10 protein-coding genes are annotated in these 13,619 nt (G+C 44.8%); 1 reads left to right on the forward strand and 9 read right to left on the reverse strand.

From position 1 onward, the window contains the following. Nucleotides 1-14: 14 nt before the first annotated feature. The gene (gene sleB / locus NST40_RS19160; RefSeq protein ID WP_076127869.1) at nucleotides 15-881 is read right to left on the reverse strand and encodes a spore cortex-lytic enzyme; all 867 of its coding nucleotides are present in this window, start codon (nucleotides 879-881) and stop codon (nucleotides 15-17) included. 172 nt (nucleotides 882-1,053) lie between these two features. Between sleB and NST40_RS19165 the strand changes: the two genes are divergently transcribed. Then, complete coding sequence (locus NST40_RS19165) at nucleotides 1,054-3,018, forward strand: AraC family transcriptional regulator (RefSeq protein WP_342409905.1); 1,965 nt, start codon at nucleotides 1,054-1,056, stop codon at nucleotides 3,016-3,018. A gap of 89 nt (nucleotides 3,019-3,107) precedes the next feature. On the opposite strand, the gene NST40_RS19170 is transcribed toward NST40_RS19165, so the two are convergent. From NST40_RS19170 to dpsA, 8 genes are all read right to left on the reverse strand, one after another. Continuing rightward, the gene (locus tag NST40_RS19170) at nucleotides 3,108-5,768 is read right to left on the reverse strand and encodes a DNA translocase FtsK (RefSeq protein ID WP_076276219.1); all 2,661 of its coding nucleotides are present in this window, start codon (nucleotides 5,766-5,768) and stop codon (nucleotides 3,108-3,110) included. A 78-nt stretch (nucleotides 5,769-5,846) separates the two neighbouring features. After that, on the reverse strand, nucleotides 5,847-6,059 hold the full coding sequence (locus NST40_RS19175) for a YlzJ-like family protein (RefSeq protein WP_076127863.1): 213 nt from the start codon (nucleotides 6,057-6,059) through the stop codon (nucleotides 5,847-5,849). Further along, nucleotides 6,056-6,823: an ATP-dependent Clp protease proteolytic subunit gene (locus NST40_RS19180; RefSeq protein WP_076136428.1), complete on the reverse strand. Its 768-nt coding sequence runs from the start codon at nucleotides 6,821-6,823 to the stop codon at nucleotides 6,056-6,058. Before NST40_RS19180 ends, NST40_RS19175 begins: the two co-directional genes overlap by 4 nt. Before the next feature lie 203 nt (nucleotides 6,824-7,026). Further along, nucleotides 7,027-8,706, reverse strand: coding sequence for a ribonuclease J (locus NST40_RS19185; RefSeq protein WP_076127859.1), 1,680 nt, complete (start codon nucleotides 8,704-8,706; stop codon nucleotides 7,027-7,029). A 510-nt stretch (nucleotides 8,707-9,216) separates the two neighbouring features. After that, nucleotides 9,217-10,092, reverse strand: coding sequence for a 4-hydroxy-tetrahydrodipicolinate synthase (gene dapA, locus NST40_RS19190; RefSeq protein ID WP_340010494.1), 876 nt, complete (start codon nucleotides 10,090-10,092; stop codon nucleotides 9,217-9,219). Between the two features lie 16 nt (nucleotides 10,093-10,108). Continuing rightward, complete coding sequence (gene dapG / locus NST40_RS19195) at nucleotides 10,109-11,332, reverse strand: aspartate kinase (RefSeq protein ID WP_036688442.1); 1,224 nt, start codon at nucleotides 11,330-11,332, stop codon at nucleotides 10,109-10,111. A 260-nt stretch (nucleotides 11,333-11,592) separates the two neighbouring features. Then, on the reverse strand, nucleotides 11,593-12,189 hold the full coding sequence (locus NST40_RS19200; RefSeq protein ID WP_036688443.1) for a dipicolinate synthase subunit B: 597 nt from the start codon (nucleotides 12,187-12,189) through the stop codon (nucleotides 11,593-11,595). A gap of 1 nt (nucleotide 12,190) precedes the next feature. Further along, on the reverse strand, nucleotides 12,191-13,087 hold the full coding sequence (dpsA, locus tag NST40_RS19205; RefSeq protein ID WP_076276218.1) for a dipicolinate synthase subunit DpsA: 897 nt from the start codon (nucleotides 13,085-13,087) through the stop codon (nucleotides 12,191-12,193). Nucleotides 13,088-13,619: the final 532 nt, after the last annotated feature.

Consider the following 13,619-nt stretch of genomic DNA (forward strand, 5'->3'; position numbering starts at 1 on the left):
ACTTCTTTACTTATCTACATACAGAAAATATGCTGGCCGATAGTCTTGACCTGTGGACGAGTCCAAATCCATTTGGAGGTCGCCGTTTTAGGGTTGAAATAATACAAACATCCACCCGAAGGATCCCAGCCATTCAGCGCTTGCTGCACTGCTTTTCGTGCCTGCTCATTTGGCTCCAAATAAATCTGCCCGTCAGCTACAGCTGTAAAAGCTCCCGGCTGAAAAATAACGCCAGACGGCGTATTTGGAAAGCTCGGAGATTTTACCCGGTTCAAGATTACTGCAGCAACAGCAACTTGTCCTTCGAAAGGTTCACCTCTTGACTCACCATAGACGGCATTAGCCATAATTTTGAGATCATTTTCTGATAATCCCATCGTATTCCCTGAAGACAGAGACGCTGAATCCGAATTATTGGTTGTATTTGTTTTGTTACCGGTGTTGTTGTTTGCTGTATTATTTCCGGTTGCTGAAGCCGACTCTGTTGGCTTCCAGTTCTTAGTTGCGTTATACAATTTCAGCTTAGTCTTAGCGCCTACGATGCCATCAGACTTCATTCCAAACTTCCATTGAAACCACGTTACTGAATTTTTCGTTTTCGGACCAAACTGACTGTCTATTTTCCCTTCATAAAAGCCCAGATGTTTTAAACGTCCTTGCAACTCATAAACATCCTGACCAGAAGAACCGAGTTTAATCGGAGTCGTGCTGAAGGCAGGCAAGGCCTCTTCTTCAGGATGATTTAGTTCATGGACAAATGACGCAGCAGCACTTTGCTTGGTCTGTAGTATGCCATTACCCTGGAGCAGCATTCCTGCAAACGGCGCGGCAGCAAGTGCAAGGGTTAAAGAAGCAAAGATCCACAACTTATGTTTCTTCATAGGGGTTCGCTCTACCTTTCTTTTGTGAGTTCTGCATGGATGGCTAAAGTTATTATGACGACTGTCAGGACATCCTATGCATTACTAAAAAAGAAGTAATAGCGTTTCATTGTAATTGAGAATAATTATCAACTATAATCGAAATAAGAAAACGTTGGAGTTGATATTAATCATGAATTTAAAGGACCACATTTTATTGTGGAACCACGCATTAATAGAAATTATTGATATACGCCATACTTTTCAACGATCAAGTGATCTGAATTCACATTATCAGCTGCCCTCAAGCGCATTCTTGTTGATCATAAACGGCAAAGCCGAAATACTGATTGACGAGATCCCGCATGAGATCGGCAACTTTCATATCCTTCATGGTGGAAAAGGAATGAACATTCAATTTTTACGCACGGAGGAACTACTGGAGTATTACTTAATTTTATATAAAGCAAACCTTTCACTCGCCTCACGCAACAATCTAAAAGCAATTATGGAACACAATAATCCCTTTAATCTTCAATATGGATTTACGCCTACTAGTCCACTGCCCTTATTTGATAAGATGGAGAACATGTTTACTGATTGGGGCAAAACAGGTCTTTTGGATCGGTTGCATGTTAAAACACTGTTTTATCAATGGATTTATGAGATACTTAGGCAGCTGCATACGCTGGAAACACAGTTAATCCAACCTGATCCGCTAGATCAAGCAATTCGCTATATGCAGACTTATTATAAGGAAACCTTCTCTCTTGAAAAATTAGCTAAAGCGGTAAACAGCAGCCCTAGAACATTATCCAGATTATTCAGAACACGGCTGCAGACTAGCCCTGCTCAGTACTTAATCAGCATCCGCATGGAAAAATCGAAAATACTGCTCCTGAACACTGAGGCGAGCTTGCATGACATCGCAATTGCAGTAGGTTATCCTGATGGCTATTATCTAGGAAAAATGTTCAAAAAATATTACGGAACCTCCCCTGTCCGATACAAAAATAAATTGATCACCCAACCCAGTTGGCGTGATATGCCATCCCAAGGTGCACAAATTGACATTGCCCGAACACAACCTCTCCGTTATATTGATTATGATAATCATTATCAATATAACGGAGAAGGGGAATTACCAATGTTTAGAAATGCCAAACCATCATTACTGCTCACCCTGTTATTATGCTTTACCATAGTGTTAAGCGCTTGTTCCACGGGAACCACAAATTCAAATGCGTCAAGCAATGGGACACCAACCCCCTCAGCAGAAACAAGTACAGGAGCAAATACAGATAAAGCTGCTGTCGAAGCACAAACCCGGATAATTTCCACAGTTAAAGGAGACATTGCCGTTCCCACTAGTCCACAAAGAGTCGTAGTTCTTTATTTGCTCGGTGATGTACTGGCTCTAGGCATTAAACCTATAGGTGTATCCGATGTATCCGAGGGTGCTGCATTTGAAGATGAGCTAAAAGATGTGCAAAAGCTTGGCACCTGGTTTGAGGCTAGCCCTGAAGCAATCCTTGCTCTAAATCCTGATCTTATCATCGTGCCGTCAGAGGAAACTTATGAAGCCCTCCACCAAATTGCACCAACAGTGTTAGTTCCGTATGAAAAAATGTCAACAGAAGAACGGGTGTCCTTTATTGGACAAGTCGTAGGCAAAGAAGATCAAGCAAAAGAATTATTTACTGATTTCCATAAAAAAGTTGAAGACAGCAAACAAAAGCTGCAAGAAGCTGGTATTCTGGATCACACAATATCCATCATGGAAGGTGGAAAAGACAACAGTATGGCTGTTGTGGCAAGCAAACAATTCGGACGTGGTTCGCAAATCATTTATGAATATTTAGGCATGAAGGCGCCGGAAATCATTCAACAGAAAATAGATACGGCGACTGGTGCGGATGGCGAATCCGTATCCTTTGAAGTCCTTGGCAAATACAGCGGTGACTATATCTTCCGCTCCTCTTATGATGGTATGGCTGATCTGACCCAAAACCCAATTTGGAACAATATCCCTGCCGTGAAAGAAGGCCGTTTGATGGAAATTGATTTTGGATTAGGTTATTACAGTGATATCTATTCTCTAAATGTGCAACTGGATTATATTGTTGAAGCTTTGCTTGCTGCACCAAGAGTCAAATAAGTACTCAGGATACAAAAAAGAGATGGTCCACTTCATAAAGTGGCCATCTCTTTTACTGTCTATTGAAGGTTTCGACGGGCTTGTCCAGCTTAGGAGCTGATCTTGTTATGCTGATATTGCTCAAGTGACACCAGCACCTCACGCGGCTTGCTGCCCTCGTAAGGACCGATGACTCCACGAGCCTCCATAGAGTCAATCAACCGGGCTGCACGGGTATAACCGACACGCATACGACGCTGTAGCAGCGACACTGAAGCCTGTTTAGCCTCCAGCACAATTTGTACGGCCTGCTCGTATAATTCATCCTGCGGCTCCTGATCCTCTGTGATTGTATCATCCACTTCAGGAACGATGGACTCATCGTATTCGGCTTCACCTTGACTGCTGACATATTGAACAATAGTCTCTACTTCTTGGTCGCTCATAAAAGCTCCCTGTACACGAATAGGTTTAGATGCGCCCATTGGCAAGAACAACATATCACCTCGGCCTAACAGCTTCTCTGCACCGGGCATATCCAAAATGGTACGTGAATCCACATTGGACGATACGCCAAAAGCGATCCGGGACGGAATATTAGCTTTAATTAAACCTGTGATTACATCTACTGAAGGGCGTTGTGTAGCGATAATTAAATGAATTCCAGCCGCCCGCGCCATTTGTGCAAGTCGGCAAATTGCATCCTCGACATCATTGGCTGCAACCATCATCAAATCCGCAAGCTCGTCCACAATAACAACGATATACGGGAGAATTGCCGCTGGATTCTCAGCCATTAGCTTATTATAACCTTCCATATTCCGTGTTCCCGATTTGGAGAATAGCTCATAACGCTTCTCCATTTCCACAACAATCTTCTTCAAAGCTAGGCTAGCCCGCTTTGGATCTGTGACAACCGGAGCCAAAAGATGGGGAATTCCATTGTACACATTCAGCTCTACCATCTTAGGATCGACCATGAGGAATTTAACTTCATCAGGTTTAGCTTTGTATAAGATGCTTGTTATAATCCCGTTGATGCAGACAGATTTACCGGAGCCAGTTGCACCGGCCACCAATAAATGGGGCATCTTAGCCAGATTGCCAATAATGGTCTGGCCGGAAATATCACGGCCAAAAGCAATCGATAATCTGGATTCAGCCTCCTGAAAAATCTGTGTTTCCATAACTTCGCGCATGGTAACAATAGACACCTCAGAGTTCGGAACTTCTATCCCAATTGCAGATTTACCCGGAATCGGCGCTTCCATCCGAATGTCTTTGGCTGCAAGTGCAAGGGCAATGTCATCCGTCAGATTTACAATACGGCTAACCTTAACCCCAATATCCGGTTGTATCTCATACCTCGTAACCGCTGGGCCTCTTACTACCTCCAGCACCTTAGCCCGTACCCCAAAGCTTTCAAGTGTTGCTTCTAACTTACGGGCTGTCTGCATATAATCATTCTGATCTCCAGCTTTGCCACCATTGTTAGGTTTGGCTAGAAGACGGAACGATGGCAGCTTATATGGCTTCGGTGGCGGTGGTGCTGGAGGAGCAGGAATAATCTCTCCATCTGGAGAAGCACCTAGCAGGCCTTCCAAGTCTATGCTTACATTCTCCTCAGACTCATCCGTAGGCTGCTGCTTAACGGCATTAGGTCCGGCTACAGCAGGTTTAGCTGCTTCACCACGAGCTGCGGGTGAGAATTCACTCCACTCTTCCCGGTCTTCTTCGTTTAACCCTTCTGAACGGATATGTTCAAAGAAGTCACGAATAATAGGCGTCACAGGTTCAATATCCAGATCCGCATCATCAAAATCATGATCGATATCGTCTAATGGAATTACATGACTATCTGGAGTTAATCCCGAAATAATCGGACCGGTTGAAGCACTTGTCACAATTGGACCCTGATCGTCATCCTCAGAATCTGCTTCCACCTGTGAACGCGTGGAGCCTGAGAACCAGCCAGATATTTTTTTCATAAGGACAGGTTGTTTGCGATTAGGCAAATACCGATCGTCTTCGTCTTCTTCCTCCTCGTCATCATAGACAGGCTGCTTCACCTGCCGAGCCTTAGCTGGAGCAGCGGCTCTAGAAGGTCTGGCCGCTACGGGAACCGCCTTCGGACGGTTTGCAGCATGGAGACGAATCCCCTCCACAAACTTAACCAAGCGCACTCGCAAAAGCGTAAAAATCTCCACATAGGACAAGTTGGTAATTAGCATAAAGCTGATCGCCAGCATGACGATCATAAGCAGCTTAGCGCCCAGACTACCAAAAAGCCATAACAGCGCTGCATACTCCAACCCGCCGATGTACCCTCCGCTTATATCCTTACCCAGCATATAGACATTGCTTTCGTTCGAGCCAGGTGAAAGTGATCCCGAAAGATCATTATGTATTTGTGTCATTACATTGCCAGGATGTAACAAAGACAACGGGCCAAGCTTCTGCTCCATTGCAGATATTGTGCTCATAAGGCACATAGACAATAGAAGCAGAAGCACGCCAGTATGCCTGCTGTTCCACGAGGAAGGCCATCTTCGATGGATCATCACCATAAGTCCATAAAAAATGCCGATAAGCGGCAACACAAAATAAAATCTCCCTAATAAGTAACCCGCCATACTTGAAAGTGAGCGCCCTACGGCTGCTTCACCAGACAGTGCAATGACGGAAATAGTTATTAATAAAATTCCATATATTTCATATTTTAAAACGCTGCCGAGCAGCGCTTTTTTCTTCTTCTTTTTTCGTTTAGCCACGCCAGCCACCCCCGGAACAACATTATACCATATAATGGCGTGGCGTACCTATGTTCTCTTTTGTCAGAAAATGAATCTTTATGTTAATGTAATTATCGAACCTGGAGAGAACGCCGGATCTAGATAACGGTTCAGCGGACAATCCAATAATCTCACAATCCGCGCACGTCCTTCCTCCATCGGTTCAACCTGCATCAGCATGCCCTGCACACTAACTTCTCGGGTTGCGGCATAATTGTTAAATGCCCCCTCCCACACCTGTTCCATTGCAACTACTGTGTACAGTGTCATTGCGTAATCCCTCCTGGAGTCGATGCTGAGAAATCCCCGCCGATCATTCGGTTAAGATGCGCAAGTGCCGCTCCGATCCCGCCGACCTCATCCATCAGACCATATTTAACGGCATCCAAGCCCCCCACAGCCGTCCCGATATCACGATTGAGCTCACCTGTCTTAAACATGAGATCACGGAACTGTTCTTCAGAAATACGCGAATGGGAAGTCACAAATTTAACGACACGTTCCTGCATTTTCTCCATATACTCGAAAGTTTGCGGCACTCCGATCACTAAACCATTCATTCGAATCGGATGAATCGTCATCGTTGCACTTTCAGCAATAATCGAATAAGTGGAGGAAACTGCAATCGGCACCCCAATGCTGTGCCCGCCTCCAATGACTACGGTTACCGTTGGCTTGGAGAGGGATGCAATCATTTCCGCAATTGCTAATCCCGCTTCTACATCTCCACCTACCGTATTTAAAATGATAAGCAGGCCTTTGATGTTTTTATTCTGCTCAGCTGCCACCAGCTGCGGAATGATATGCTCATACTTTGTTGTTTTGTTCTGTGGAGGCATAACAATATGTCCTTCAATCTGACCAATAATCGTTAAGCAAAAAATATCAGGCTCTCCACTTGGGACTACTGTTTGTCCAAGCTCCTTAATCGCTCCCATTGTAGTGGGCGGCATATTTTCATTAGGATTCGGATTAGTTTCTCCTGGGACAACTTCCTCATTTTTTGCTCCATTTGATCCTTCGATGTAGTTCATCTTCGCAGCTCTCCCTTGTTATATGCAGCTCTAGTCTGCTGTTGCCTTACTAACAATCCTTAGTATGACGTTTCAGGGTGCTGCATTATGCAATTTTCAGCTTATGAACATACAAAAACCCCTTCTCCCGTGGAAACCGTCCAATATTTCCGGGGAAAAGGGGCTCAGCCCTAGCTATATATTCATTGAAGGAGAAACTCTCCTTACACTTCCATGATAATTGGCAAAATCATCGGTCTGCGGCGCGTTTGTTCATATAAGAAACGGCCCAGCGAATCTTTTACGCTTGTTTTAAGGGAAGCCCACTCATTTACTTTTTCACTCATCAGGCGTTGCAATGTACTGGATACAATTCGGTTAGCTTCGTCGAGCAGCCCTTCGGACTCCCGAACATAAACAAAACCACGTGAAATGATGTCAGGTCCAGAAACAATTGCACCATTCTGCTTGCTAAGTGTAACCACGACAACCAAGATACCATCTTGAGACAGCAACTTACGGTCACGCAATACAATGTTACCAACATCGCCTACACCTAGTCCGTCAATCAATACGTTACCAGCTGTTACTTTACCAGCCTTACGAGCGGCACCGCCCTGGATTTCAACAATTTCACCGATTTCAGTGATGAAAATGTTCTGTGGCTCTACGCCAACCGATTCTGCCAGTAAAGCATGTTTGCGCTGCATGCGGTATTCACCGTGGATCGGAATGAAGAATTTCGGTTTCATCAGGTTAAGCATAAGCTTAAGTTCTTCTTGACTACCGTGACCGGATACGTGAACGCCGGAGTTGGAACCGCTGTAAATCACATTAGCACCAAGACGGAACAATTCATCGATAGTACGGCCTACATACTTCTCATTACCTGGCACAGGTGTTGCCGCAATAATAACGGTATCGCCTGGCAGGATATCTACTTTACGATGACTAGAACGTGCCATACGTGTCAATGCAGACATTGGCTCGCCTTGGCTGCCTGTGCAAAGAACAACTACACGATTTGCTGCCATTCTATTCATTTCTTCCGGTTCGATCAGCATTCCGTCAGGTACGTTCAAATATCCAAGCTCTGAAGCGATGGATACAACGTTGACCATACTGCGGCCAATTACCGTAATCTTACGACCCGTAGATTCTGCTGCATTAACCACTTGTTGAATACGGTGCACATTGGAAGCAAAAGTTGCTACAACGACACGTTGCTCAGCCTTGCGGAAAATATCTTCCAGCACAATACCGACATTCTTCTCAGATGGGGTAAAGCCTGGTTTCTCAGCATTCGTACTATCTGACAAAAGAGCAAGTACGCCCTTTTGGCCAATCTCTGCCATCCGATGCAGATTTGCAAATTGACCGTTGACTGGGGTGTGGTCAAATTTGAAATCGCCCGTATGAACAACATTTCCTTCCGGAGTCTCAATGCATACACCCACGGAATCAGGAATACTGTGGTTGGTTCTAAAGAAAGTTACCTTAAGTGAGTTACCCAATTGAATTTCTGAATCTTCGTTGATCAGAATCCGTTTGGTGTCCCCCAGCAGGTTCGCTTCCTTCAATTTGTTCTCTACAAGACCTAAAGTCAATCTTGTTCCATAGACTGGAACATTCAAATTCTTAAGGACATAAGGCAGACCACCGATGTGATCCTCGTGTCCGTGAGTAAGCACAATACCTCTTACCTTGTCACGGTTCTCTGTCAAATACGAGATGTCAGGAATTACGATGTCAATACCGAGCATATCCTCTTCCGGAAACTTGAGTCCCGAATCCACGACTACAATGTCAGCTCCGTATTGAATAACATACATGTTTTTCCCGATTTCTCCGACTCCGCCCAATGCGAAAATCGTCAATTTATCGTTGTTGTTTTTTTTGGACAAATGAATCTAACCCTCCTATGATGTTGGACGTCATACTTTTATTGGTAAATATCGAACTTCGATTATTTCAGCGGCGCTGAACACATTTCTTTCAAACAGCCAATAACTTCCAATCGACGAGGAAATTCCTGAAATCTGTAAAATGCGCAATGCGAAAGCTCCCGATTCCGGGCAGTAAAGTTCATATTGAAGCGGACAAACGCCGTCAAAATTCACCGTCGCGCCCCTCGCGCGAAGACATGTCATTTATTTAAACAGACTCATCTTGGGACCTATCCTGTCTCACAATGTATTACATTGACGGAAGATTACCGCATATTTAATTTTAACCGCACCCAGTCACTTAAGATCATTATACATGATTTTTTTGGCAAAAGACAAGTCATCCGCCTCGTATCCAAATTCTTTCCTTAAATTCGCCTCAATATTTCAGAAAAAAAATATAAATGAAAAAACCGGCTCCCTCAATAGAGTAGCCGGTTTAGAACGTACATCAGCAATGATTAATTCTTAGTGAAATAGTGCTTCAATAAAAGCCGCTTCCGCTTCCGTTGGCGAAATAAGCGGCAATCTGACTCCGCCCACAGGGATCCCCTTGAGTCCTAAAGCATATTTTACAGCTGAAGGATTGGGCAGCGGTTGTGGGCATTCAAACATTCCTTTAAAAATCGGGAACAGCTGGCGATGAATCTCTCCAGCAAGCTGAACATTGCCGGAGGTATAAGCGTAAATCATTTCTGACATCTGCGCACCAACCACATGGCTAGATACACTTATAATTCCGTATCCACCGACAGCCAGACTGGCAAGACCTGAGGCATCATCACCCGTATATACACGGAAATCATCTGAACAATCAGAGGCAATAAGTGTTACCTGATCTACAGACGCGCATTCTTTCGTAGCAACGATGTTCGGAATCTCAGCAAGCCGCAGGGTAGTGGCCACGCTCATACTTACACCTGTTCGACCTGGAACATTATATAGAATCACTGGTAATGAAGTTTCTGAAGCAATCGTGGAAAAATGCTGATAAAGACCTTCCTGATTCGGTTTATTATAATAAGGAACGACCAAAAGCACTCCATCTACGCCTATTTTCTCCGCTTCCTTCGTCAGCTGAATGGAATGTTTCGTGTTATTGCTGCCAGTTCCAGCAATAACTTTACAACGTCCATTCGCCTTTTCCAGCACAAAAGAAAACAGCTGCAGCTTTTCCTCATCGCTTAATGTAGGCGATTCCCCTGTCGTTCCGCAGACAACCAAAGCTTCTGATTTCTGTACCTCAATTAAATAATCGACAAGCTGTGAAGTTACATCCCAGTTGATTTCTCCATCCCCATCAAAAGGGGTTACCATGGCTGTTATTAATCTTCCGAAATCCACTTTGAATTCCTCCTTGTCAGCGGTGCAATTCAAACATAGCATGCAGCGAACGCAGGGACTGCACCATATCTTCTTTTTTCACAAGCACCCATATCGTTGTATTCGAATCCGCGGATTGTAGTATTTGAATGTTTTGCGAGCTAAGCGCCTCAACAATGCGCGCCATAATACCAGGCACACCATTAATTCCGCCCCCGATAACAGAAACTTTGGCACAACCCGACAAACTCTTAGGTCGCAAACCCAGCTGCTGTAGAGCAGAAATAGCCTTCTCTGATTTGTCATCAAAAACCGTATAAAGAGCTTCCGTAGGTGTTACATTAATAAAATCAACGCTTATTCCGTTATCTGCCATACTCTTAAAGATTTGCAGCTGCACTCCGGTTCCGTTACCGTCCGGGCATTCCACAGAAATCTGTGTAACATTGCTGACATAAGCAATCCCTGTAACGAATCGATCCACAATTCCCCCTGCTTGGATATCGTTAAATCCTTCTGGATTCGTAACCAACGTACCTTCAGCTTCTGAAAAGGTTGAACGAACACGAACTGGGATCTGTGCCTGCATAGCAATCTCAACCGCACGTGGATGAATGACTTTCGCTCCCTGATGAGCCATATTGCAAATTTCAGTATAACTAACGTAAGTTAATGGCTTAGCATCTTCAACGATCCGTGGATCTGCTGTAAGAATTCCGTTAACATCCGTATAAATATCCACCATATCAGCATGAAGAGCAGCACCCAGTGCTGTAGCAGAGGTATCACTGCCGCCACGGCCTAAAGTTGTCAAATCACCCGCCTCAGTCTGGCCCTGGAACCCGGTAACAATAACTACCTTATCCTCACGCAGCTCACGGAGAATGCGTTCCGGACGCACATCCAGAATTCTGGCATTACCGTAGTTGCTATCTGTCAGAAATCCTGCCTGAGCTCCCGTTAACACTGTAGAAGCGATGCCTTCATTCTCCAGCAGCCCACATAGAGTAGTAGCTGAAATAATTTCGCCACAGCACATCAAGAGATCTTTTTCCCGGTCTGGAAGTGCATCTCCGTTCTGCACAGCCCAATCCAGCAAAGTGTCAGTTGCGTAAGGCTCTCCACGACGGCCCATAGCCGATACAACAATTACAAGACTATAGCCACTTGCCAGCTCCCTTTTGACATTGCGGATTACGTGTTCTCTAGCTTGCGGTGTGGATAGCGATGTTCCTCCGAATTTTTGTACCAGAATACCCATGTATAATTCCCCCATTATTATCAAAGCAAACACACTAATCATTCGTGAAAAGATTACGGTACGTGAGCTTATTCGTTAAGTAAGTTGTTAAATGGCTGTACCGCCCTCGAACCTGAGGACGGTAGCAATACTGCTTATATTTTTTTGATAGCAATGAACTTAGCTGGTTCCACTACGTTATCTTGGCATTTCTCATTGCTCATTTGGTGCATCTCCCCTTTTATTGTCCACAACAAAATCAGCCGAACTCTGTCAATTTTCTATGCTGAATGAAACCGTTCGATGATCATCGGCTGTAGTTGTTTACCTTGCAAAGCGGCATAGCAAGCTTCCGGGATAAGATCCATGCGTGCCACGAGCGAGTTAGGTTTACCCTCAGGGTTATCTTGACCGAATGGTACAAAATAAATATGTTTAGCCACCAGAAGCTTAGCAATATTTGCGGCATTTAGGCCCAATCCATCATTTGTAGATATCGCTAGAACTAGTGGACGTCCGTTGCGCATCTGTGATTTAGCTGCCATTAGCACGGGACTATCCGTCATGGCATTAGCCAGTTTACTCGTTGTATTTCCTGTGCAAGGTGCTATTGTCAGCACATCCAGCAGCTTGGAAGGACCCAGCGGCTCCGCTTCAACAATTGTAGAAATGATATCATTCCCTGTTATATCTTTCAACTGTTTTAACCAATTTTGCGATGTCCCAAAGCGGGTGTCTGTTCCTAGTACAGAGGCAGAAACTATAGGTACTACGTTTGCTCCCCCGTCTACGAAGCGCTGAATTTGTGGCATTACCTCAGCAAAAGTGCAATGAGATCCAGTGATCGCATACCCTACTGTTTTTCCGTGCCAATCCATTTTATTCGTCCCCCTTGATTAAAGCCTCGTCCGAAATCGACTGTACCAGCGCATTTGCCATAATAATCCCAGCGCTTTTTGGAGCTACAATGCCAGGGAGTCCTGGAGCCAGCATCGCCTTAATCCCACGTTTCTCAGCATAACGAAAGTCACAGCCGCCTGGTGCAGATGCCAGATCAATAATTACGCAATGCGGCGCAAGCCGCGAGAGCACCTGCGCGGTGATGATCATACTTGGTATCGTGTTAAATATAAGATCCACATCGGGTACGTGAAGCAGCAGCTCATTGGTCATAAAAGGCTTCCAGCCCATTTCCTCAGCACGTGCATAATGTTCTTGTTTTCTGACACCAACCTTTACAATGGCCCCCAGTCCCTGTAGACTTCGAGCCATTGTAAACCCAGTTCTACCTAAACCAAGCACCATTGATTTCGAGCTGTGAATCGTAAAATCCGTGTTCTGAATGGCCATTACCAGCGCTCCCTCCGCTGTCGGGATAGAGTTGTAAATAGCCACATCATCACGATTAAGCAGTTCGATTAACTTCAGTGAGTGCTTGGTACACATCCCGCGCAAGTAACTTTTAGCCATACCGGTATAAACTAAACAATCGGATGGCAGCGCAGTGAAATGCTCCTCCAGAATCGTTAAACGCTCAGAAGAAAATAGAGCACTAATATTTCCTTCATCATCACAGCCTACCGTAGGCAACACTAATACATCTGCATTACTCAGCAGCTCTACCGTCAATTGTTCCAGGCTCACCCCTGGGCTAGGGGTCTCCCACTTATCGAACCCGGCAGCGCTTACCGTCGCATCCAATTCCACACATTTCCGAATCACTTCAAGCTGTCTCGCGTCCCCGCCCAGGAACACGATCCTGACGCCAGTAAGCATAGGGATGACGCTCCTTTCAACATACACTATCGACTATAAAGCATCTTATGCTGGGCATAGTTAATGGGTGAAGAGCGGAAATGAAATCCCCGGCACGCATGGCTGATGATGAACTAACGGGTTACGGGTTACGGGTTACGGGTTACGGGTTACGGGTTACGGGTTACGGGTTACGGCTGATGAGTTAAGGACCGAGATGCAACTATTTGTGTATTTTTTGCCTTTTAGGAGGAGTTTCGGACTGGAGTGCTCTTATTCGATATAAACAGGCTCGATATCAGGTGTTTTTGATCAAATAGTGACACTGGGGTCCGAAAACAGCCGAATTAAGCAGAATTGTTATAAATAAGAGCACTGGGGTCCGATAGGGGCTTCGTCTTTACTTTGACGGTAGGGTTAGAGTAGTGGCAGAGCGCCAATGACAATGCTGAGTTTATTCGATGGGGAAGTCGGAGTTAGTTGTATAACAATCGAAGAATTAAAACTTTGGATAATTAACTCTACATAATAAAAAAAGCTCACGAATCATGCC

The sequence above is a fragment of the Paenibacillus sp. FSL R10-2778 genome (assembly GCF_038593035.1).
Classification (GTDB): domain Bacteria; phylum Bacillota; class Bacilli; order Paenibacillales; family Paenibacillaceae; genus Paenibacillus_AQ; species Paenibacillus_AQ odorifer.

What these genes read in the sequence shown, in the direction of transcription:
- sleB (WP_076127869.1), bottom strand. Translation starts at nt 881, where the DNA reads ATGAAGAAACATAAGTTGTGGATCTTTGCTTCTTTAACCCTTGCACTT.
- NST40_RS19165 (WP_342409905.1), top strand. Translation starts at nt 1,054, where the DNA reads ATGAATTTAAAGGACCACATTTTATTGTGGAACCACGCATTAATAGAA.
- NST40_RS19175 (WP_076127863.1), bottom strand. Translation starts at nt 6,059, where the DNA reads ATGACACTGTACACAGTAGTTGCAATGGAACAGGTGTGGGAGGGGGCA.
- NST40_RS19180 (WP_076136428.1), bottom strand. Translation starts at nt 6,823, where the DNA reads ATGAACTACATCGAAGGATCAAATGGAGCAAAAAATGAGGAAGTTGTC.
- dapG (WP_036688442.1), bottom strand. Translation starts at nt 11,332, where the DNA reads ATGGGTATTCTGGTACAAAAATTCGGAGGAACATCGCTATCCACACCG.
- NST40_RS19200 (WP_036688443.1), bottom strand. Translation starts at nt 12,189, where the DNA reads ATGGATTGGCACGGAAAAACAGTAGGGTATGCGATCACTGGATCTCAT.
- dpsA (WP_076276218.1), bottom strand. Translation starts at nt 13,087, where the DNA reads ATGCTTACTGGCGTCAGGATCGTGTTCCTGGGCGGGGACGCGAGACAG.